This window comes from Nocardia sp. NPDC006044 (assembly GCF_042871115.1).
In the GTDB taxonomy this organism is placed as follows: Bacteria; Actinomycetota; Actinomycetes; order Mycobacteriales; family Mycobacteriaceae; genus Nocardia.
The window spans coordinates 927,795-948,828 of sequence record NZ_JBIAID010000003.1 but is presented as its reverse complement, the minus strand read 5'-3'; the positions used below and the strand labels follow the sequence as shown (position 1 = coordinate 948,828).

Genomic DNA, 21,034 nt, shown 5'->3' with positions numbered 1-21,034 from the left:
TTCACCGGCGGGGCGGCCCGTCAGCGGGCCGCCCACATGTCCCGCAACGAATCCCGCAGAGACCACCGGGGTTTCCAGTCCAGCACGTCGCCGGCCTTGCGGATATCGGCTTGCAGCCACGATCCGCCGTAGCTCTGTACCTCGGTCGAGGTGTCTTCCACCACGGACAGCGGGTAACCCGCTTCCTGGACGAAGGTCTCGACGAATTCGCGCATCGGCACCGCCCGGCCACTGCCGATGTTGACCACTCCGGTCACGCCCGGCCGTCGCGCGGCGCCCACCGCCGCGCGCGCCAGATCGCGCACATCCAGCCAATCCCGGTGCGCCGCGGCGATCGGCAGCCGCACCGTGCCCGCGGCGAGCAGCGCCACCAGCTTGCCCGGCAGGCTGGCCGGCGACGGGTGCGGCCCGCACACATTCACCGCCCGCAGCACGATCCCGTCCACCGCGCCGGACCGCGCCGCGTTCAGCACCGCCTGCGATCCCGCGAGTTTCGTTCGCGCATAGGCGGATTCGGGTTCGCACGGCATCGTCTCGCCGACCGGTGTGCCGAACGCGACGGGTGAGTACTCGTGCATCGTGCCGATGTGCACCACTCGCACCGGCCGCCGCTGCGCCCGCACCGCGTGCAGGACTTGCTCGACCAGGGAAACGTTGGCCCGCACCAGTTCCGGTTCGGTGCGGTCCCACCCGTCGGTCGCGTTCGCGGCGTCGGTCGCGTTGATCACGAGGTCGGCCGCCTCCGCCCGCAACAGCTCCGCCGTGGTTGCCGCGGGCGCGGTGGCCAGGTCGAGCGCGGCGAACCGGTCGCACCGCAATCCCGCGCCGCGGCTGCGGGCCACCGCGACCACGCGCGTGCCGCGCTCGGCCAGCGCCGTGCACAGATGCCTGCCCACCCAGCCTGTGCCGCCCAATACCACTGCCGTCTTTATCTCGTTGTGCGCCAACAGTTTTCTCCTCCCGACAGTCTCAGGCTAGGGGCGCTGTCAAGCGTCCGGTATCGCGATCGGGATCCAGTGCAAGCTCCAGTGAGGTTCGAGTCGGCGTTGGTAGACCGGAGAGCGAAACGACCCGACTGCAGAGGACTGATCCTTGGCTACCTTGGTGTGGGACTATCTCTCGGAATACGACCGCGAGCGCGACGACATTCTCGCCGCCGTGGACAAGGTCTTCCGCTCCGGCCAGCTCGTGTTCGGCGAGAGCACCCGCTCGTTCGAGCACGAATTCGCCGCGTACCACGGACTTCGGCACGCGGTGGGCGTGGACAACGGCACCAACGCGATCAAACTGGGCCTGCAGGCCCTCGGCGTCGGCGCGGGCGACGAGGTGATCACGGTGTCCAACACCGCCGCGCCGACCGTCGTGGCCATCGACGCCCTCGGCGCGATCCCCGTGTTCGTGGACATCCGCGCCGAGGACTACCTCATGGACACCACGCAGGTGGCCGCGGCGATCACCGATCGCACCACATGCATTGTGCCGGTGCATCTCTACGGGCAGTGCGTCGACATGGAGCCGCTGCACCGGCTGGCGACCGAGCACGGCCTGCGGATCCTGGAGGACTGCGCGCAGTCGCACGGCGCCCGGCAGCGCGGGCGGATCGCGGGCACCATGAGCGACGCGAGCGCGTTCTCCTTCTATCCCACCAAGGTGCTCGGCGCGTACGGCGACGGCGGCGCGGTCGTCACCGCGACCGAGGACATCGATCAGCGGCTGCGCAGGCTGCGGTACTACGGCATGGCCGAGCGGTACTACGTGGTCGAGACCCCGGGCCACAACAGCAGACTCGACGAGGTGCACGCGGAGATCCTGCGCCGCAAGCTCGGCCGGCTCGACGAGTACATCGCGGGCCGCCGCGCCGTCGCCGCCCGCTATGCCGAGGGCCTGGCCGGCACCGAGCTCGGACTCCCTGCGCTGGCCGACGGCAACGATCACGTGTACTACCTGTACGTGGTCCGTCACCCGCGGCGCGACGAGATCCTGGAAGCCCTGCGGGACTACGACATTCAGTTGAACGTCAGTTACCGCTGGCCGGTGCACACCATGTCCGGCTTCGCGAAACTCGGCTACGCCAAGGGCTCGCTGCCGGTCACCGAGGCGCTGGCGGACGAGATCTTCTCGCTGCCGATGTACCCGTCGCTGCCATTGGACGTGCAGGACAAGGTGATCCGCGCGCTGCGCGAGATCCTGGCCCGGTTCTGAACGAACAAGCCCGGCACCACGCCCACCGCGGGCGTGGTGCCGGGCTTTGTTCACGCCGGAACCGGAACGGCGGCAGGGGCGCTCCGCCGGATGAACAGGCTGGTCACGGCCACCCCGGCCGCCAGGATCGTCGCCGTCCAGAACCCGGGGCCCATGCTCGCGGTGAGCACGTAGTGGGCGGTCTGATCGGCGGGCACCTCGGCGGGCACCGTGATCCCCTTGGCGGCGCTGGTCAGCACCGTCACGAAAATGGCCAGGACCAGCGGTCCGCCCAGTTGCAGCATGGTGTTGTAGGTGCTCGACGCGGACCCGTAGTTGTCCGACTCGACGCCCGCGCCCGCCATCTCGGTGGCCGGGATCAGGGTGGCCGCCATGCCGATGCCGGTCAGCGCCAGCGGGCCGAAAATCGTTCCCCAGTAACCACTGTCGAGCGAGAGCGTGGTCAGCCACAGGTTGCCCGCGACGAGCAGCAGCGCGCCCAGGAACGTCATCCACCGCTCACCGATCCCGCGCATCAGCCCGATCACCAGGGTCGAGCTGATCACCAGCGCGAAACCCGTGGTCAGGAACGCGAATCCGGTGAGTAGCGCGCTGAAGCCCAGCGGCCCTTGCAGATACATGGTCAGGAAGAACGCCTGACCGATCATCGTGCCCGTCACCAGTACCGCCGAGATGTAGGCGGTGACCCGGTTGCGGTCGCGGAACAGCGACAGCGGCATGATCGGTTGCGCCGCTTGCCGTTCCACCATGGTGAACGCGACGAACAGGGCCGCGCCCAGCAGGATCGGCAGCCATACCGACGCGGTCGACCAGCCCGACTCTCCGGCGTGCGAGAGCCCGTACACCAGCAGCGCCACCCCGAGCGCCGAGGTCAGCGCGCCCGCGATGTCGAACCTGCCGCGGATGCGCGCCTGCTCCCGGATGTAGAGCGGCGCGAGGACGAACACGGCGATGCCGACCGGCACATTGACGAACATGACCCAGCGCCAAGACAATCCGGTGGACAGTACGCCGCCGAGGAGCAGCCCGACGACCGCGCCGGAGCTGGACGCCGCCGCCGAGGTGGCGATCGCCTTGGTGCGCTCGGGCCCCGCCGGGAACAGGCTGAGAATCAGCGCCAGGCAGTTCGGCATGACCAGCGCCGCGCCGAAGCCCTGCAGGCCGCGGCAGGCCAGGAACCACCAGCCGGTCACCGCGAATCCGCCGATCAGCGAGGCGGCGGTGAACAACACGATGCCGCCCAGGAAGATCCGGCGCCGGCCGAAGGTGTCACCGAGCCTGCCGCCCAGCAGCATCAATCCGCCCAGCGCCAAGCCATAAGCGTTGACCACCCAGGCGAGTCCGTTCTCGCTGTACCCCAGGTCTCGCCCGATCGAGGGCAGCGCCACCGTCACGATCATCAGGTCGATGGTGAGCATCAGCTGCACCACGACGATGATCGCCAGCGCGGTGCCCGTGCGCCCGGAGGGTTGTGCTGCGCCGGGCTCCTTCCTCAGCGTCACCGGAGTAGCGTCCAACGACATTATTTCCCCATTTCTCTGCGCGGAGTGCGACCTTGCAGAGAGTACGAGGATTTTTGCGCAGCCGCACATAGGAAAGCGAATTGACAATTCCGGAAAGGTGCATCTCGGAATGTGATAAAGCATATGGTTACATCGATTGTATGTCATTTTATGCCCAGGTAGAAGATGTTTTTGAGAGATTGTATTTCGTGCGCCAACGGGTGCAACACACGAAATACCTGCCTGCGCTCTTCGGCGCATCGTGCACCGCAGTCGGGCGCGGCATATCCGCCATTGTGGCTAACGCATTCGCTATATCTCCGAGCGTCTCTCGATGTGCTTTCCAGCGGATCTGGAGGCCGCCGCGTTAGCGTCCGAGCAGACCGAAAGCGGACGCTCGGGAAGTGAGGTCGGAGTGGACAGTGGGCTACGGCGGCGGCTGCAACTCGTGCGCGGGTTGCAATGGGTACGTGCCGCGGAAGGAGACCCGCTGGCGACGCTGCTACGCGGCTACCCCGGCGACGCGCCGCCGGTGAGCACGGAGCCGATCTCGCGCAGCGCGACCGGAACGATGCTGGTCGACGGTGCGCAGGCGCCCGAATTGCGCACCGCGGGAGGTGGACTCGCCGACTGGCGTCCGACCGGCACCCGGGTGATGGCGGTCGTCGCCGAGGACATCGAACCCGCCGACCCGGCGGACGTCGCCGCACTGGCCGCCGCGTCGCCGCCGCCGGTGACCGAGGTCCCCGACGAGCTGACCGACCTGGTACCCGTCGCGGAGCTGTTGTGCGCCAGGGTCTTTGCCGACCTGCTCGGTGCCGGAGTGGACAGCCTGCTCGGCGCGACCCCGGTGCTGGACAACCTGCTGTGCCCGCAGGAGACGGCCGTCACCGAACGGATGCTCGCCGCCGTCGATGATCTGCGGGCCGCGCTGTGCGCCCGCACCCCCGCGTTCTTCCTCGCGGTGGTCGCCCCCCGGCTGGCCGCCGACCTGGTCACGCGCACGGCCGCCACGCTGCTCGCCGACGGTCGGTGGCCGGATGCCGAAGGAGCGGTCGAGCGGACGCGTGCGGTGTATGCGCCTGTGCGACTGTATATTACGAACATCAGCGCGGACCTGACGGTGGCCGGAGAGCCGGTGTCCGGAGGTAGTCAGGTAGCCGTGGTCACCAGCCCCGCCGCGCTGCCCCAGCTGCTGGACCTGCCGCTGGTGTACGCCACCGCCGACGCGGTGCTCACCGCGATCGCCCGTCGCCATCCGCGGCTGGTGTCCTCGGGCGCCGCACTGGAGCGCCCGCTCGCACCGGCCACCCGCGGCCTCGCCCACCTGCCGGTCGCCTCCTTGCGCACCGAGCTGGTGGGTTCGTGACCCGGCGACTCGAACGCCTCGCAGAGAGTTGGTATTTCGCATGAAGGTCGTGCTGACCTGTTTCGCCGCGCCCACGCACTTCTACTCCATGGTTCCGCTGGCCTGGGCGCTGCGCGCGGCCGGGCACGAGGTCCGGGTCGTCAGCCAGGCGTCGATGGCGCCGACCATCACCGGCGCGGGGCTCACCGCCGTCCCGGCGGGTCCGGTCGAGTGGTTCAGCGACGAGCACGCGCCGGACCTGCTCAACGAGATTTTCCCCGGCTGCCTCAACCACGTTCGCGACTTCGACTACGCGGGCACCGGCACCTGGACCCACACCGGCCTGCTCGCGCTCGAGCACATGGCCGGTTCGGCCATGTTCGCCACCATGAACGACGACCGGATGGTGGACGACATGGTCGCGTTCGTCCGGGACTGGCGGCCCGATCTGGTCATCTCCGAGACCTTCACCTTCGCCGGCAGCATCGCCGCCCGCGTGGCCGGCGCCGCGTACGCCCGTTTCACCTGGGGGCCGGACGGCGCCCTGCGCGCCAGGCAAACCCTGCTGCGCATGTCGGCCGACCTGCCGGCGAGCCACCGCGCGGATCCGACCGCCGAGTGGCTCTCGGCCACCCTCGCCCGGCACGGATCGTCGTTCGACGAGCGGGTGATCACCGGCCAGTTCACCGTCGACATCACCCCGCCCGGCATGCGGCTCGATACCGGGCTGCACTACGAATCCCTGCGCTACATCCCGTACAACGGCCCGACGGTGGTGCCGGACTGGCTGCGCACGCTGCCCGAACGTCCGCGCGTCTGCCTGACGCTCGGCGTGACCGACAACGTGCACGGCCAGATCGGCCACCTCGACGCCGTGCTCGGCGAGCTGAGCCCGGTCGAGCTGTTCGACGCGGTGTCCGGCCTGGACTGCGAGGTGATCGCCACCCTGGACCCGGATCGGCTGGCCGTGCCGGTGCCCGACAATGTGCGCGCGGTCGGCTTCGTCCCGCTCAACGATCTGCTGCCGACCTGTTCGGCCGTCGTCCACCGTGGCGGCAGCGGTACCCGCTCCACCGCCGAGGTGCACGGGGTGCCGCAGCTGATGGTCGCGGAAGGCTGGGATGTGCTGCGCGGCAACGGCATCGAGGCGGCGGGCGCGGGTCTGTGCGTGCCGGTGGAGAAACTCACCGGGCAATGGCTCGGTGACGGTCTGCGCGCGTTGCTCGAGGATCCGTCCTTCGCCGCGGGCGCGCACCGGCTGCGCGACGAGATCCACGCCCTGCCGACGCCCGCCGCGCTGGTGCCCAGGCTGGAAGCGCTGGTCGACGCCTATCGAGAGGAACGCTGAGATGTACGAGGGCGAGTTCGCCGACATCTACGATCGCGTCCACGCCCATCGCGGCAAGGACTACGCGGGGGAGGCCCGGCTGGTCGCCGAGCTGGTCCGGGCCCGCAACCCCGCGGCCGCGTCCGTGCTGGACGTGGCCTCGGGAACCGGCAGCCACCTGCGGCACCTGCGCGCGGACTTCCCGGACGCGGCCGGCCTGGAGCAGTCGCCGGAGATGATCGCGGTGGCCAAGCGGCGCATCCCCGAAATCACCATGCACCAGGGTGATATGCGGGACTTCGATCTCGGGCGCACGTTCGACGTCGTCACGCTGATGTTCAGCAGCATCGGCTACGTCGACGACTATCCCGATCTGCTGCGCGCGCTGGGCGCGCTCGGCCGGCATCTCACCCCCGGCGGCGTGCTGGTGATCGAGCCCTGGGTCTTCCCGGATTCCTTCGCCGACAACTACGTGGCCACCGATCTGGTCCGGGACGACGAAGGCGCGGTGACCCGCTTCTCGCACTCCGTGCGGGACGGCGACGCGGTCGTGATGAGCGTGCAGTACCTGGTCGCGACGCCCGAGCGGGGAATCCGCCACCTCACCGACCGGCACCGGCTGGCGCTGTTCACGCGCGAGCAGTACCTCGCGGCGTTCGCGGCGGCGGGATGCCCGGCGGAGTTCGTTCAGCCGGCGCCGTTCGGCCGGGGTTTGTTCGTCGGGGTCAAGGCTCCAGCGTGAGGCAGTCCGCGTAACGGGGGAGCAGGCCGCGTTCCATCGCCTCCGCCAAAGTCGGTGCGGCGGTGTCGCGTTCGGACAGGATCCAGTCGCCGCGCAGATTCAGCCCGAGCGCCGGGTCGCGCGGGTCGAGCGCGTACTCGTTGTCCGGGATATAACCGCCGGAGAGCAGATACGTCATCACCGTGTCGTCTTCCAGAGCGAGGAACGCGTGCGCGACCCCGATTGGCAGATACAGCCCGCGCTCGGCGCTTCCGTCCAACTCCAGCACCTCGTGGGCGCCGAACGTGGGCGAGCCGACCCGGACATCCAGCACGATGTCGAGACACCGGCCGTGCGCACACCACACGAATTTCGCCCGGCCGGGCGGCGGCAGCGTGTAATGCACGCCGCGGAACACCCCGCGCCGGGACCGGCTCATCGCGCCCTGCGCCACCGGGAACAGCGGCCGGCCCAACGCCGCGGCCAGCGTCTGCGCATCCAGCGGCGTGGTGAAGCTGCCCCGGTCGTCGGCGAAGGCCGGGGCATCGAATGCCAGTGCCCCGGCGACCGCGAGCTCGCGTACCCGCATCAGTGCGACCGGGCGGTCAGGCTGTGCAGGCAGGCCACCAACGTGCGCGCCTGCACGTTCACATAGTGGCTGTGCCGCAACAGATCCACCAGCTGATGCACCGGCATCCAGCGGAAGTTCGGCTGTTCGTGCCTGCCGGCGCGCTCGACCTCGATCACCGCATAGGTGTTGCGCGACTGGTAGAACCGGCCGCCCTCCTCCGACAGCAGCGTGCGATAGCGGACCTGTTCGGGCCGGGCGGACAGCACCTCGTCCACGAATCTCGGCCGGGCGGCGGGCGGCAGGTGCCGGTAGTTGTCCGGGGTGCACTGCACGGTCGGGGCCAGCTCCACCACGTCGAGGTAGCCGGGTTCGGCGCGGGCGTGCACCAGCGCGTGCAGCACGCCATGCACGCGCGCTACCAGAAACGCCACCAGCCCAGTGCCTTTCGCCGCGATCATCGGCTGACTCCAGCCGGACACCTCCCGCACCCGCGTCTGCACCTGGACCCCGATCACGTCGAAGAACTGCCCGCTCCGATGCGAGATCGTTCCGTCGACCCGATGCCAATCGGGCACCGCGGCCAGCGGCAGCTCCCGGGTGGCGACTTCGGTGCGGGTGCGTACGTCGGTGATCCAGCTGAGCACCTCGGCCATGCTGTGCAGGCTGCCCCGGTCGGGGTCGCAGGAGGCCAGCAGCGCCGCGTGGAACTCGTCGCGCGGCGCCGGCACCGTCTCGGCCAGCGCGGACCCGGCGAAAGAGAGACAGGCCAGCACGGTGCGCGCGTCCATGTTGATCAGGTCCTCGACGGCCAGCAGCCGGTGCACCTGGCCCAGCGTCAGCCAGTGGAATCCGGGCAGCACCGGCACGTCCTCGGTCACCTCGACGACCATGTTGCGGTTGCGCTTCTGCCGGAACCACGCACCCTGTTCGGACTGCCGGACATCCGCGAGCACCCGGTGTCGCGCGGTGTCCCGGAAGACGTCGAGGTAGGGGACCGCCGAACCGCCGTGCACCCTCGTGTAGTTCGATCGGGTCGCCTGCACCGTCGGCGAAAGTTGCAGTCCCAGAGCGTTTCCCGGTTCGACCTTGCCCTGCATCAGCAGGTGCGGCACGCCGTCGAACTCCTTGACCAGGATGCCCAGCACGCCCACCTCGGGCTGGTTGATGATCGGCTGGCTCCAGCTCGGCACCGCCGCCCCGCTCAGATGGACCTCCAGGCCGCCGACGGTGAAGAACCGGCCGCTGTCGTGGGTGATGTCGCCGGTGTCCGGGTCCGTGTGCCAGCCGTCCAGGTCGTCCAGCGACACTCGGCGCACCGCGATCGTCGCCCGCGCCTGGCACTGTTCGAACCACCGCCGGAAGGCGCCGAGATCCCCGAGCGGCCCCGCCGGATCGGAGCCCGCCACGGCCGACACCGCGAACCGGCGCGGCGTGTCCGCGTCCGGACCCACGGACAGTGGTGAGGTCTGTTCCACGGTCGTGTGGTGCGCCACATCAAACTCCCTGCTCGGTCCGCCCGGTCAGCGGCCCGGCCCGGTGCGGGCGGGCCCCGATCCCACCCTGACCCACCTGGCTAGAGGGTCGGCGCGCAAGACGCTCGAACTTCGCTAAGGCTCAGCCCAACCGGGCGCCGCCGGTGGCGTCGAGCACCGTCGGTCTGGATTGTCGTCGCCGCGCACCGAAACGCGCTGCCGCCGGCTCCGCGCATAAGTGATTGCCCTGCAAGCGATTCAGGTCGCAGGGTCATCGAAGGTTTGTCGGTCAGGTCGGAGAAGTGCCGGCTACGACCGGAATCGGGGGTCTGCTCGATTCAGGGTCGCGTCGTGTCCGCGGCGGTCAGCAGCAGTCCGGTCAGTTGGGTGATGATCGCGTCGCGGTTGGCGTCGAACTCCGGGCTGGTCGATCCGGTCTCGGGCAGGCCCTCGATCACCGGTGTGTGGATGTGACCGCCGGGCAGCCCGGGTCCCGCGACATCGCGCAATAGCGTTGCACGGTAGGCGCTTTCGTTGGAGAGGTAACTTCCGCCGCCACCGGCCCACGCGGTCGAGTCCGGCGGCGGGCCGTCCGGCATCGGGACGCCGGGAATGGGGGGAACGCGGCAGTCGGTGATCACCGGCAGCGCGGGAGAGAAGGGCAGCAGTGCGGTATCCACCGACGTGCGCACCTTCACCGCGAACGGGCCGGGAACAGCCGCCATTTCCGCCAACGGCAGGGTCGATCGAGTCCATTGCGGCTGCGCGCCCGCAGCCGTCGTATTCGGCACGCTGCCCAGGTAGCAGACGGATTCGTTATCGGCCTTCCCGCCGCGCCAGGCCCCGTTGTTCTGTTCGAGGTCGAATTCGCCCGGACTCCCGACGCTGAGCGTGGCGAACAGGTCCACCTGATCCGCGCCGTCGCTCAGGAACGGCCGCAGGGTTTGTTCGACGACGCCGTCGCCGAAGTCGCGCCAGCGCACCGGCAACATCGCGGCAGCGAATTCGACCCGGCCCCGGTCGGTTTCGAGAATCTTGCCATCCAGCGCCAACGCCGTTGCGCCGGAGGAGTTTCCATTTCGGATCTCGGCGTCCAGCTTGTACGGGTCGAAGCCGGTGATCAAGGCATGCCTGGTGGTCGAACGAGGCGTCGAGTAGGCGATCGCATCCTGCCCGCGCCCGGTCCGGTCGATCGCCGCGACGAGCTCGGAGCGTTGCCGAGGCGACAATTCGAACGACGGCCGCCACTGCCGCACCGCGGCTACCTCGGCCAGCCGGGCCCAATACAGCGGCCGATCGTCACTCGCGGCCAGCGAGCCGCTCGGCCGCCGCCCCTGGGCGCGATCCACCGCATGCCGCCACAGCTGTCGCGCGTCGGCGGTGGCGAGCCTAAGTGCCGCTTCATAATCCGGCGCCGAACACAGCTCGTCGACGAATGACCGCACCAGGCCGCTGAAACCACCACCCTCGATCAACCCCACCGGCTCCGCCCTGACCGACCGCGCCTCCTCCGCCCCGAGCGGAACCGACGAATCGATACATTCGGAGGAAATCCGCTCCGCACCATCGCCCGGCGCCGCGGTCGCAGGAACCCCGACGACAGTCATCGCGGTCAGCACCACCCCAACCACCGCCGGCCCAACTACCAACCGCGACCTCTTCATCCAAGTTCCTTCCGACTGGTAATAACGCCGAGTGCCAGTCAGGTTATGGCATCACCTCGCCCCCGAGTAGCCGATGTGCGCACTGGGGACCTGTGAAGCGGGACGACTCCTCGGCAAGCGACCGGGGCGCTGCCGCGCGCAGAGCAAACTGATCGGTTCGATTGTTCGCTATGCTACCGCCGGTGATCGAAGGCACCATCCCGCTGCGCACCGCATTGGCACTGCGTGAAACGGCATTGCGAGTCGGGGCGACGCCCGGGCAGCTCCTCGGCCTCCCGGGTGCGGAGGCGGCCGTGGTCGACGATGAACGGCTCCGCGTTCCCATCGAATCCGCCTGGCAGATGTGGGAATTGATCGGCGCCGTCGGTGGACAGGGAGCCGGTCTGTGCGCGTCCGCCACGGCCGAGCGTGGTGTGCTGGGGGTTTGGGACTATCTGTTCTCCAGCGGGGCGACGTTGGCCGAGAGCCTGCGCGCGGTCATGGAGTTGCGGTCGGCGGTGACCGATCCGGCCGTGGTGTGGGAGGTTATCGAGGACGGTGGCCTGCTGACCGTGCGGGTCGGGGTCGCCGTGGAATCCGATCCGGTCTTCGTGCCGGTCGAGGAATTCGTGCTCTCGCTCATCGTGCGGCGGGTGCGCGAGGCGACGGGGCACGAGGTCATACCCGTCCGGGTCGCGTTCACTCATCGCTGCGCGCAGCGCTATTCGGCGATGATCGCCGAGTTCGGCACCGGGGCCATCGATTTCGGCGCCCCGTATTCCGAGATCACCTTCCTCGACGCGGGCTCGTTGCCGACCGGCGGAGACCCTGGTCTGGGTGATGTGTTGTGCGGCTACGCCCGGCTGCTGAGCGCGTCATCCCGGCGTGTTCCGGACTGGAGGGAGAAACTGCGCGCCGCGATGACCGACGCACTGGCGCGCGACGAGCTCCGGCTCGAGGGCGTCGCGCATCGGCTCGCGCTCAGCCCGCGCACGCTGCAGCGCCGCCTGCACGAGCTGAACACCACCTGGCGTGCCGAAGTGGAGCACGTCCGGCAGCAGCACGCCCTGCACCTGTTGCGCGACACCGGGCTTCCGGTGCAGTCTGTCGCCGCCCGCGTGGGCTACTCGGATGCCCGCGCCCTGCGCCGTGCCTTCCAGCGCTGGACCGGCCACAGCCCCGACGCCTTCCGCAGGCAGGAGTCGGAGCAGCGCGCCGGCTGATCCGGGCCGGGGCCGGCCGGTAGTTCCATCCGGGCGGTTTGGCGCGTGCGGTCCCCTGCGCGGCATGTCCGGTCCCCGGGTCTGTGTGGTGGCCGCCCTTAGATTCATGGACGCGAGCGAACCGGTAGCGATCGCGGAGAACGAATTCCGCGCGCCGGGAATCAATTCGAGGGGTCTAACCGTTGTAACGGCTATTAACGGTTAGAAGCTCGCACGTTCCATCCACCAGACCGATAGGCCCACACCATGACCAGCCCCAAGAAGATCCTCGGCATCTCCGGCAGCCTCCGCGCGGAGTCGCACAACACCGCCCTGCTGCGCGCGGCCCAGAAGTTCAGCAGCGGCCTGGAGATCGAGATCTACGACGGCCTGCGCGAGATCCCGCCCTACGATCTCGATCTCGACACTCCGGAGCGTCGTCCGGCAGCGGTCACCGACCTGCGTGCGCGCATCACCGCCGCCGACGGCCTGCTCATCGCCACCCCCGAGTTCAACTATTCGATTCCGGGTGTACTCAAGAACGCCATCGACTGGGTCTCCACCGACTGGACCAAGACCGAGGGTCTGCCGTTGCATCGCAAGCCGATCGCCATCATGGGCGCGGCGCCCACTCAATTCGGTTCCGTGCGAGCGCAATTGGCTTTGCGGCAGGTGTTCGTGTGGACCGAGAGCGATGTCGTGGTCAAGCCCGAGGTGATCGCCTTCCGCTCGCACGAGCGGTTCGACGAAGCGGGCCAGCTCGTCGACGAGACCACCATCGACCTGCTCACCGGCCTACTCGCCGCGCTGACCGCCAAGATCGACGCCCGCTAGCCGGCCCTGGAGGCAATGTCATGCGACCTGAACGGATCGCCTGGGCGGGGCTCATGGCCATGACCGTGTCCTTCGGCCTGAACTTCACCATGGGGGTGTTCTTCGCCCCGACCGCCGCCGATTACGGCATCAGCACCACCGCCATGGCGGTGGCCGCCGCCCTCGGCACCACGGTCACCGGCCTGGCTCAACATCCGATCGGGCGGCTGCTCGACAGCATCGGCGCCAAAGCTGTGCTCGTCGGTGGCCTCGCGCTGATCTCGAGCAGCTACCTGGTGCTGTCGGTGGTCACCCGGACCTGGGAATTCGTCGCCGCCTACATGGTGCTCGGCGGGCTGGGCTTCGCGTCCTCGTCCACCTTGACCGTCACCACCCTGATCAGCCGGGTGTTCCGCGATCAGGCCGGACCGGCGCTCGCCCGCGCGGCGCTCGGTATCAACCTCGGCCAGCTGATCACGCCGTGGGCCGCCACCGCCCTTTTCGACCCGATCGGGGTGCGCGCAACCTACGCGATACTCGGCGCGGCCGGGCTCGTGGTGACGATCTACCTGGGGTTGCGCCTTCCCGCCTGCCCCGGCGCGGAGCGGCCCGCCGGAGGTGGGGAATCGCTGCGCGGCCGGGCAAAGTTGCTGGTCGCCTTCGGATTACACGCGGCCACGCTGTACGTGGTGATCCTCATGCTGCCCAAGCACGCGACCGAGCTGGGCTGGAACGTCGCCGACGCGGGTCGCCTGGTCGCCCTCGCCGCGCTGTCGGCGGGCCTGACCTCGGCCGCCATGGTTCGGCTGTTGCGCACCTACCGTCCCGAAATGCTGTTGCGGGCTTTGTATCTCGTCCGCATCGTCGCGTTGATCCTCGCGGTCTTCGTGCCCGGCCCCGGCGTCCTGATCGCCGTGGCGATCCTGTTCGGCGCGGCGTCGTTCCCGATCGTCCCGCTCACCATGGCCGTCATGTCCCGCGGGCTGGATCCGGCCCGCATGGGCCGCACCCTCGCCCCGGCCTGGATCACCCACCAATTGTCTGCCGCCGTGGGGCTGGGCATCGCCGGCCTCATTCACGCCCAAACCGACAGCTACCGAGGCTATTTCGCGCTCGGACTGGTCTTCAGCATCGCCTGCGTCGCGCTGGTGACTCCGGCCCGCGCACCCCGCCCCGAACTCGCACCGGCCGGTTGACCGTCCATTGTCGTCGACCCGAAACCCGCACAAGGAGAACAACAATGACAAACGCAGTCCAGCACCACACCGCGAACATCCAGGGCATGGACGTCTTCTACCGCGAGGCCGGTGACCCCGCGAACCCGACAATCGTGCTGCTGCACGGCTTCCCGAGCAGCTCGGCCATGTTCCGCAACCTGATGCCCGCACTCAGCGACAGCTACCACCTGATCGCCCCCGACCACATCGGCTTCGGCCAGTCCGCCATGCCGCGGGTCGAGGAATTCGGCTACAGCTTCGACAAGCTCACCGAGATCACCCAGCAGCTGCTCGACAGCCTCGGCATCGACCGGTTCGCGCTCTACATCCAGGATTACGGCGCTCCGATCGGTCTGCGCATCGCCTCCCGGAATCCGGAGCGAATCACCGCGCTCATCTCGCAGAGCGGCAACGCCTATCTCGAAGGGTTCACCCCGTTCTGGGATGTCCTGTTCGCCCACGCCGAGGACCGCGCCGCCAACGAGGCCGAAGTCCGCAAGCTGCTCGAGCTCGACGCCACCAAATGGCAGTACCTGCACGGGGTTCCGGAAGACCGCAAGCCGCTCGTCAGCCCGGACACCTGGACCCTGGATCAGGCCTACCTGGATCGCCCCGGCAACAAGGAGATCCAGCTCCAGCTGTTCTGGGACTACCAGTTCAATCTCGACGGCTATCCCGCCTTCCAGAAGTACTTCGCCGAGCACCGCCCGCCTACGCTGATCGCCTGGGGCGAGCACGACGAGATCTTCGGCGCCGACGGCGCCCGCGCCTACCTGCGCGACCTCCCCGACGCCGAACTCCATTTGTTGAACGCCGGCCACTTCGCCCTGGAAACCCATGGCACCGAAATCGCCTCTCTGATCCGCGATTTCCTCGGCCGGATCTGAATCGATCGACGCGCTGCCGACCGCCCCGAGTCGGTGAAAGCCGCGCCCGAACCCACAGTACGCATCTCGATATCTAGGCAGGACAGACATGAACAGCCCCGTCGGCATCGACAACGTGACCACCCTCGAACTGCTCCACATCGGCGGCCCCACAATCCGTTTCGGCTATGGCGACCTCGTCTGGCTGACCGACCCCACCTTCGACGAGCCCGGTGACTATGTGGGCGGAGGCGGCATCACCCTCGCCAAACTGACCGGTCCCGCCGTGGCCGCCGCCGATCTCGGACGGGTCGACGTGGTGCTGCTCTCGCACGACCAGCACCCCGACAACCTCGACCGTTCCGGCCGGGAGTTCCTGGCCGGAGTCGAGACCGTGCTGTCCACACCCGATGCCGCCGGTCGCGTCGAAGGCGTTCGGGGACTGGCGAATTGGGAGTCGATCCGGCTCGGCGCGGTCACCGTCACCGCCGTGCCCGCCCTGCACGGGCCGGACGGCTGCGAGCCGCTGACCGGCGTGGTCACCGGATTCGTGCTGCAGGCCGACGGCCTGCCGACCGTCTACGTCTCCGGCGACAACGCCTCGGTGGACTACGTGCAGCGGATCGCCGATCGCGTCGGCCGCCTCGATCTGGCCATCCTCAACGTCGGCGCGGCCAATGCCGATCGGTTCGGCGACAGCGATATGACCCTCAACGGCCGCACCGCCGTCCGCGCCTCCCACGCGCTCGGCGACGCCCTTGTCGTGCCCGTCCACGCCGAGGGCTGGGCGCACTTCTCAGAACACCTGGACTATCTCACCCACCGCTTCACCCTCGCCGACCGCGCCCATCTGCTGCGCATTCCGACACCCGGCGTGCCATTGACGGTCGATTTCACCACCGTGACCACCCCCTGAGCGCTGCCGGGGAAACGGGCCGTATGCGCGTGAAAGCTCTTGTCAGTCCTCGAGTTTGATCGCGAGCCGGGGCTTGGCCTGGTCCGGTTCGGCCACTCGCTCCCAGACCGCGTCCACCAGCGGTGCGAGCAGGAGTTCGCCGAGCTGGCGGACCAGGACGGACACGATCTGATCGGATTCGCGGCGCTCGGTGGAGGCGATCCCGGCCTCGCGCAGTCCGGCCACCTCGCGGCGGGTGAGGGCGATCAAGGTGTCCAGCAAGCGAATTCGGGTCTCGGACGGCTCCAGGACCGCACGGCGCACGTAGTTCACCACGGCTGGGTCGCTGTGCAGCATGGTGCGCACGGCCTCGTCGCGGGCGGCGGCCACCTCGGCGGCGGTGCCGCTGGGCGGTACCGAGCCCACGGCGGCGGCGAAGTAGTCGACCACGAGCTGATCGACGGCGTCGACGAGTCCGGCCTTGGTCTTGAAATGGTGCTGGACCAGACCCAGCGTGACCCCGGCCTCGGCGGCGACCGCGCGCAGTGACACCCGTTCCGCGCCGTACTGTGCGTACAGGTCCATGGCGGCGTTGCGGATCCGCGCCTTGGCGGTCAGGTCGTCATTCGTGGCCCGCGGATTCAGCATCAGTCCTCGCTCGTCGAATGCGCTTCCCATCGTGCGGTGTCAGGCAAGCGCACGTGACGCATCGTAATCGATACATCTGTATTCCTACTGGTTCGCCGCTCGAGCTTCCGTGCTGAAGTTGTGCGCGCTGACAGTTGTCTAGACGAAAGACCCATGTACGATACAAGCGTATTGTTCATGAGTATGGAGGCACAGATGACTCAACCCCTCGACGGCGTTCGGGTGGTCTCGCTGGCGGTGAACCTGCCCGGACCGCTCGCGGCGGCCCGGCTGGCGGAACTCGGGGCGCGGGTCACCAAGGTCGAGCCGCCCAACGGCGACCCGCTCGCCGCCGCCGCGCCCGACTGGTATCGGATGCTCGTCGAGCGGCAAGAGCTCGTGGCCCTCGACGTCAAGCAGGCCGCCGACCGCGCGAAACTCGATGAACTGCTCACCGACGCCGATCTGCTCATCACCTCCATGCGTCCCTCCGCGCTGGCCCGGCTCGGCCTGGCGCAGCCGCAAGAGCGGTTCCCCCGGCTCTCGCTCATCGAGATCGTCGGCCACGCCGATGAGCCCGAGACGCCCGGCCACGACCTGAACTACCAGGCGGTGCACGCCACACTCACCCCGCCGGCCATGCCGACCGTGCCGATCGCCGACATGCTCGGGGCCGAACGCGCCGTGTCCACCGCGCTGGCCGCCCTGGTGCGCCGCGCGAACACCGGTGTGGCACAGCCGTATCGGGTCGCGCTGGAAGACGCGGCGGCTCGTGCGGGCGATGCCGTGCGCTATCGGCTCATGGGTCCGGGCGCGGTGCTCGGCGGCGCGTTCCCCGGCTACGGCATCTACCCCTGCAAGGACGGTTTCGTGGCGCTCGGTGCGGTCGAACCGCACTTCTTCATGCGCACCATCGAAACCTTCGGTGCCAGCGGCAGTCACGAAAGCCTGCGGGATGCCTTCGCCGACAAGACCATCGACGAACTGGAGACGATCGCCGCCCGAGTCGACATTCCCCTCAACGGGATTCGTATCCCTGCCCCCGCCGGAGAGTAGAACAACGATGTCCGAACTTTTCCCCGACTACCACGCCTCCTGGGAGACCGAGCAGCACCGCGAGCTGCGTAAGCACGCGGCGGAGTTCTTCCGCAAGGAGTCCACGCCCAACCAGGAGCGGTGGGCCAAGCAGCACATGGTCGACCGCGAGTTCTGGAACAAGCTCGGTGCCGCCGGGCTGCTCGGGGTGGACCTGCCGGAGGAATACGGCGGTCTGGCAGGCGATTTCGGGCTCTCCGCGGTCATCGCCGAGGAGCTCGCGCTCGCCCACGACGCCTCCTCGGGCTGGATCGTGCACTCGCCGATCGCGGCCCACTACGTCAACACCTACGCCGACGACGAGCAGCGGGCCCGCTGGATGCCCGGCGTCATCTCCGGCGAGCTGGTGCTGGCCATCGCGATGACCGAGCCGGGAACCGGCTCGGACCTGCAGGCGGTCAAGACCACCGCCGTTCGCGAGGGCGACCACTACGTCATCAACGGCTCGAAGACCTTTATTTCCAACGGAACTCACTGCGATCTGCTGGTTGTCGTGGCCAAGACCGACCCGTCCAAGGGGGCGGCCGGCGTCTCGCTGATCGTGGCCGAGACCAAGGATCTGCCGGGCTTCGAGCGTGGCCGGGTGCTCGAGAAGGTCGGCCAGCACGGGCAGGACACCAGGGAACTGTTCTTCTCCGACATGCGGGTGCCGGTGACGAATCTGCTTGGCGCACAAGAGGGGTTGGGTTTCTATCAACTCATGGAGCAGCTGGCGCGCGAGCGGCTGATCATCGCGTCGGTGTGCGCGGGCATGGCCGAGGCCGCGGTGCTCGAGGCCTTGAAGTACACCAGGGAGCGCGAGGCGTTCGGCCGTCCACTGGTCAAGTTCCAGCACACCAGGTTCGAGCTGGCCGAGCTCAAGGCCGAGGTGCTGTCCATCAAAACCACGGTGGACTACTGCATTCAGCAGTACATCGACGGCAAGAACGATCCAGCCACCGCGTCGATGGCCAAGCTGATCGCCGCCGACAAGTCCTGCGACGTGGTCGACCGCTGCGTGCAGTTCTTCGGCGGCTACGGCTACATGATGGAGTACCCGATCGCCCGCGCCTACGCGGCCGCCCGCGTGAACAAGATCTACGGCGGCACCAGCGAAATCATGAAGGAAATCATCTCGCGCTCGCTGTGAGCGACGACGGGATCAGGTCTGCTTGCGGAGCGTCGGATCGATACGCTGTGGTCGTCCGGAGGCCCCGATGACGCGCCGTTCGTCTTCATGCGTGCCGTCAGGGCTCGAACCCCGAACCCGCTGTTCGGGGTTCGGGGTTCCTCGGTTTGTTTCTGGTCAGGCGGGGCGGGGCGTAGACGGGGGTTGCGGGGCGGTGCAGGGGGCGGTTCGCCAGGTGGGGCGGCGGCAATACGGAGGTGGGGGCGGCGTAGTCGGGCGCTTGTTGGCGGGCACGAGTTTGCTCCTTCGGGGTGTTCAGTTGGCGGTGGGGCGGGTGGCCAGGACTGCGGCGGTGGCCAGCAGGCTCAGGACTGCGGCGAACCAGAGGACGGTGGTGAGGGGGAAGGCGTTGGTGAGGAGGCCGCCGACGAGGGCGCCCAAGGCGATGGCGAGGTTGAAGACGGCTGTGTTGAGGGCGGTGGCGGGTTCGGCGGAATTGGGGGCGGCGCGGAGGATCCAGGTTTGGACACCGACGGGGATGCCGCCGAAGGACAAGCCCCACAGGAGGATCAGGAGAATGCCGGTGAGGGGGAGGGTGCCCGCGAGAGCGATCAGGACCAGCACCGCGGCGAGGGAGACACTGATGGCGATGATGGTGGCACGTACGTTGCGGCCGGTGGCCGCGCCGGTGGCGAAATTGCCGATGATGCCCGCTACGCCGAAGGCCAGCAGGACCGGGCCGAGGAGAGACTTGTCGATTCCCATGTGGGACTCGACGATCGGGGCCGCGAAGGTGAAGGCGGCGAAGTGACCGCTCACCAGGAGGAACGTAATGAGGACGCCGGTGCGGACCACGGGGTTGCGAAACTGATCCGCGAGGGTGCGCAGATGGACGGGGGTGTCGGCGGGCAGCGCGGGCAGGAGCCAGAGCAGGGCGGCAACCACCAGCAGGCCGAGACCGCCGAGTAGGCCGAAAGCGATGCGCCAGTCGGTGAGTTCACCGATCAGGGTCCCCGCGGGGATACCGAGGACATTGGCCGCGGTGGCGCCGCCGAAGGCGATCGCGGTGGCCTTGGGCACGTATTCGCCGGGGACCATGCGGACCGCGATACCGGCTGCCAGGGACCAGAATCCGCCGATGGCGATGCCGATCAGCAGGCGGGAGACCAGCAGGACCGCGAAGTTCGGGGCGAAAGCCGACAGCAGGTTCGCGCCGACCATGAGGGAGATCAGGCCGAGCAGAACGTGTCGGCGATCGAGGCGGCCGATGGCGACCGGCAGGATCGGTGCGGTGGCGGAGGCGACCAGGCCGGGCACCGTAACCATCAGGCCCGCAGTGCCTTCGGAGATGTCGAGGGCGCTGCTGACCGAGGTGAGCAGCCCGACGGGGAGTTGTTCGGAGGTGACGACGGCGAAGGTGCCGACGGCTACGGCGCCGATACCGAGCCAGCGGGTGAGCGATACCCGCTCATCGGTGGCCGCGGGGTCGATGGTGGTCATGGTTTTGCTCCTTGATGGTGAGTGAGTTGCGGTCGCGCTCAGGCGGTTCCGCCGTCGACGCGGATGACCTGCCCCGATATCCAGGCGGCGGCTTCGCTCGTCAGCCATGAGACGACAGAGGCGACGTCTTCCGGTTGACCGAGACGACTGCGCGCCGAGGACGGAAAGGGGATGTCCGTCGCGGGATATATGGAATCCGAAACAGGACCTGGCGCAACGGCATTGACGGTGATGTCCCGGCCCGAGAGTTCTCGGGCGGTGGCCGAGACGAGGTGCTCCACCGCGGCCTTGGCCGCCGCGGACATTGCCGACACGTAGGGTCCGGCGCCTGCGAGCGCACCGGTGATGACGACGTAGCGGCCGTTGTCCGCGAGATGCCGCGTCGCGGCCCGCAGGGTATTGAAGGCGCTGCGCGTGTTGTGGTCGATCAGCAGATCGAAGTCCGCGTCGGTGTGCTCGGCCAGCGGCTTGTGCACGACCGCCCCGACCGCGTGTACCACGATGTCGAGGCGGCCGTGGCGGGCGGTCACACCCTCGAAAAGGCTGGTGACGTCACCGGACTGGATGGCGTCGGATCGGATGGCCTCCGCCCGCGTCCCGTACCCGTCCAACGTGGCCAGGGTCCGCGCGGCGGCGTGCTCGCCGTGGGCATAGCTGATCACCGTGGTCGCGCCGCGAGCGGCGAGCAACTCGGCGCAGGCGGCCCCCTGATCATGGGTGCCGCCCGCGACCAGTGCGACCTTGCCGAGCAGATCCTTTGCACCGGTTGGTCTTTGACTCCGCACCGGGTCGGTCGTACTGAGTCGCACCGGAGGTCCTTTCGTAGCAATCGGGGTTGCCACAAGCCTGCTGTGTCGGCGAAGAAAGCGGAAACAAAAGAACCCGGTGCCCGCCACCGGGAAAGCCGGTAGCCGAGCGAACGATA

General features: G+C 68.6%; 19 protein-coding genes. 11 read left to right on the top strand and 8 right to left on the bottom strand.

Annotated elements, in window-relative coordinates; genetic code table 11:
* Positions 1-20: 20 nt before the first annotated feature.
* Positions 21-947 (bottom strand): NAD-dependent epimerase/dehydratase family protein, encoded by a 927-nt coding sequence (locus tag ACFYO1_RS28830; RefSeq protein WP_387237283.1) that lies wholly within the window; start codon positions 945-947, stop codon positions 21-23.
* A gap of 145 nt (positions 948-1,092) precedes the next feature.
* Between ACFYO1_RS28830 and ACFYO1_RS28825 the strand changes: the two genes are divergently transcribed.
* On the top strand, positions 1,093-2,202 hold the full coding sequence (locus ACFYO1_RS28825) for a DegT/DnrJ/EryC1/StrS family aminotransferase (protein ID WP_387237280.1): 1,110 nt from the start codon (positions 1,093-1,095) through the stop codon (positions 2,200-2,202).
* Between the two features lie 50 nt (positions 2,203-2,252).
* Here the strand turns inward: ACFYO1_RS28825 and ACFYO1_RS28820 are convergent, their stop codons facing one another.
* Positions 2,253-3,704, bottom strand: a complete 1,452-nt coding sequence (locus tag ACFYO1_RS28820) for an MFS transporter (protein WP_387237277.1) — start codon at positions 3,702-3,704, stop codon at positions 2,253-2,255.
* 334 nt (positions 3,705-4,038) lie between these two features.
* Here ACFYO1_RS28820 and ACFYO1_RS28815 point away from each other — a divergent pair, with 334 nt between their 5' ends.
* The 3 genes from ACFYO1_RS28815 to ACFYO1_RS28805 are packed head-to-tail and all read left to right on the top strand — an operon-like array spanning position 4,039 to position 7,121.
* Positions 4,039-5,073 carry a hypothetical protein gene (locus ACFYO1_RS28815; RefSeq protein ID WP_387237274.1) on the top strand — a complete coding sequence of 345 codons (1,035 nt, stop codon included), beginning with the start codon at positions 4,039-4,041 and terminating at the stop codon, positions 5,071-5,073.
* A 40-nt stretch (positions 5,074-5,113) separates the two neighbouring features.
* Positions 5,114-6,400: an activator-dependent family glycosyltransferase gene (locus ACFYO1_RS28810; protein WP_387237271.1), complete on the top strand. Its 1,287-nt coding sequence runs from the start codon at positions 5,114-5,116 to the stop codon at positions 6,398-6,400.
* A gap of 1 nt (position 6,401) precedes the next feature.
* The gene (locus ACFYO1_RS28805) at positions 6,402-7,121 is read left to right on the top strand and encodes a class I SAM-dependent methyltransferase (RefSeq protein ID WP_387237268.1); all 720 of its coding nucleotides are present in this window, start codon (positions 6,402-6,404) and stop codon (positions 7,119-7,121) included.
* Here the strand turns inward: ACFYO1_RS28805 and ACFYO1_RS28800 are convergent.
* From ACFYO1_RS28800 to ACFYO1_RS28790, 3 genes are all read right to left on the bottom strand, one after another.
* Positions 7,105-7,689, bottom strand: coding sequence for a dTDP-4-dehydrorhamnose 3,5-epimerase family protein (locus tag ACFYO1_RS28800; RefSeq protein ID WP_387237265.1), 585 nt, complete (start codon positions 7,687-7,689; stop codon positions 7,105-7,107). The two genes, ACFYO1_RS28805 and ACFYO1_RS28800, sit on opposite strands and share 17 nt — an antisense overlap.
* Positions 7,689-9,164, bottom strand: coding sequence for an NDP-hexose 2,3-dehydratase family protein (locus tag ACFYO1_RS28795; protein ID WP_387237262.1), 1,476 nt, complete (start codon positions 9,162-9,164; stop codon positions 7,689-7,691). The genes ACFYO1_RS28800 and ACFYO1_RS28795 overlap by 1 nt, the downstream gene beginning before the upstream one ends.
* A 317-nt stretch (positions 9,165-9,481) precedes the next feature.
* Positions 9,482-10,624, bottom strand: a complete 1,143-nt coding sequence (locus tag ACFYO1_RS28790; RefSeq protein WP_387237259.1) for a hypothetical protein — start codon at positions 10,622-10,624, stop codon at positions 9,482-9,484.
* A 365-nt stretch (positions 10,625-10,989) separates the two neighbouring features.
* Between ACFYO1_RS28790 and ACFYO1_RS28785 the strand changes: the two genes are divergently transcribed.
* The 5 genes from ACFYO1_RS28785 to ACFYO1_RS28765 all read left to right on the top strand — a co-directional run bounded on the left by ACFYO1_RS28785 (position 10,990) and on the right by ACFYO1_RS28765 (position 15,800).
* Entirely contained in the window at positions 10,990-12,009 is a 1,020-nt protein-coding gene (locus tag ACFYO1_RS28785; protein ID WP_387237256.1) for a helix-turn-helix domain-containing protein, read from the top strand.
* Positions 12,010-12,255: 246 nt separating this feature from the next.
* A complete protein-coding gene (locus ACFYO1_RS28780; protein ID WP_387237253.1) occupies positions 12,256-12,822 on the top strand; it encodes an NADPH-dependent FMN reductase in 567 nt (188 codons plus the stop codon).
* Between the two features lie 20 nt (positions 12,823-12,842).
* On the top strand, positions 12,843-13,997 hold the full coding sequence (locus tag ACFYO1_RS28775) for an MFS transporter (RefSeq protein ID WP_387237250.1): 1,155 nt from the start codon (positions 12,843-12,845) through the stop codon (positions 13,995-13,997).
* A gap of 44 nt (positions 13,998-14,041) precedes the next feature.
* The gene (locus ACFYO1_RS28770) at positions 14,042-14,905 is read left to right on the top strand and encodes an alpha/beta fold hydrolase (protein WP_387237247.1); all 864 of its coding nucleotides are present in this window, start codon (positions 14,042-14,044) and stop codon (positions 14,903-14,905) included.
* 88 nt (positions 14,906-14,993) lie between these two features.
* Positions 14,994-15,800, top strand: coding sequence for an MBL fold metallo-hydrolase (locus ACFYO1_RS28765; RefSeq protein WP_387237245.1), 807 nt, complete (start codon positions 14,994-14,996; stop codon positions 15,798-15,800).
* Between the two features lie 42 nt (positions 15,801-15,842).
* Here the strand turns inward: ACFYO1_RS28765 and ACFYO1_RS28760 are convergent, their stop codons facing one another.
* Positions 15,843-16,427, bottom strand: coding sequence for a TetR/AcrR family transcriptional regulator (locus tag ACFYO1_RS28760; protein ID WP_387237242.1), 585 nt, complete (start codon positions 16,425-16,427; stop codon positions 15,843-15,845).
* A gap of 195 nt (positions 16,428-16,622) precedes the next feature.
* On the opposite strand from ACFYO1_RS28760, the gene ACFYO1_RS28755 reads away from it, so the two are divergent.
* A complete protein-coding gene (locus ACFYO1_RS28755) occupies positions 16,623-17,462 on the top strand; it encodes a CoA transferase (protein ID WP_387237239.1) in 840 nt (279 codons plus the stop codon).
* A gap of 7 nt (positions 17,463-17,469) precedes the next feature.
* A complete protein-coding gene (locus ACFYO1_RS28750) occupies positions 17,470-18,630 on the top strand; it encodes an acyl-CoA dehydrogenase family protein (protein WP_387237236.1) in 1,161 nt (386 codons plus the stop codon).
* A gap of 294 nt (positions 18,631-18,924) precedes the next feature.
* On the opposite strand, the gene ACFYO1_RS28745 is transcribed toward ACFYO1_RS28750, so the two are convergent.
* Positions 18,925-20,109, bottom strand: coding sequence for an MFS transporter (locus tag ACFYO1_RS28745; protein WP_387237233.1), 1,185 nt, complete (start codon positions 20,107-20,109; stop codon positions 18,925-18,927).
* Between the two features lie 38 nt (positions 20,110-20,147).
* Positions 20,148-20,918, bottom strand: a complete 771-nt coding sequence (locus tag ACFYO1_RS28740; RefSeq protein ID WP_387237230.1) for an SDR family oxidoreductase — start codon at positions 20,916-20,918, stop codon at positions 20,148-20,150.
* Positions 20,919-21,034: the final 116 nt, after the last annotated feature.

Excerpts from the sequence above, each read along its gene's own strand:
- ACFYO1_RS28775 (WP_387237250.1), top strand. The coding sequence starts at position 12,843 with ATGCGACCTGAACGGATCGCCTGGGCGGGGCTCATGGCCATGACCGTG.
- ACFYO1_RS28770 (WP_387237247.1), top strand. The coding sequence starts at position 14,042 with ATGACAAACGCAGTCCAGCACCACACCGCGAACATCCAGGGCATGGAC.
- ACFYO1_RS28780 (WP_387237253.1), top strand. The coding sequence starts at position 12,256 with ATGACCAGCCCCAAGAAGATCCTCGGCATCTCCGGCAGCCTCCGCGCG.
- ACFYO1_RS28750 (WP_387237236.1), top strand. The coding sequence starts at position 17,470 with ATGTCCGAACTTTTCCCCGACTACCACGCCTCCTGGGAGACCGAGCAG.
- ACFYO1_RS28765 (WP_387237245.1), top strand. The coding sequence starts at position 14,994 with ATGAACAGCCCCGTCGGCATCGACAACGTGACCACCCTCGAACTGCTC.
- ACFYO1_RS28745 (WP_387237233.1), bottom strand. The coding sequence starts at position 20,109 with ATGACCACCATCGACCCCGCGGCCACCGATGAGCGGGTATCGCTCACC.
- ACFYO1_RS28760 (WP_387237242.1), bottom strand. The coding sequence starts at position 16,427 with ATGCTGAATCCGCGGGCCACGAATGACGACCTGACCGCCAAGGCGCGG.
- ACFYO1_RS28815 (WP_387237274.1), top strand. The coding sequence starts at position 4,039 with ATGTGCTTTCCAGCGGATCTGGAGGCCGCCGCGTTAGCGTCCGAGCAG.
- ACFYO1_RS28800 (WP_387237265.1), bottom strand. The coding sequence starts at position 7,689 with ATGCGGGTACGCGAGCTCGCGGTCGCCGGGGCACTGGCATTCGATGCC.
- ACFYO1_RS28755 (WP_387237239.1), top strand. The coding sequence starts at position 16,623 with ATGACTCAACCCCTCGACGGCGTTCGGGTGGTCTCGCTGGCGGTGAAC.
- ACFYO1_RS28805 (WP_387237268.1), top strand. The coding sequence starts at position 6,402 with ATGTACGAGGGCGAGTTCGCCGACATCTACGATCGCGTCCACGCCCAT.
- ACFYO1_RS28810 (WP_387237271.1), top strand. The coding sequence starts at position 5,114 with ATGAAGGTCGTGCTGACCTGTTTCGCCGCGCCCACGCACTTCTACTCC.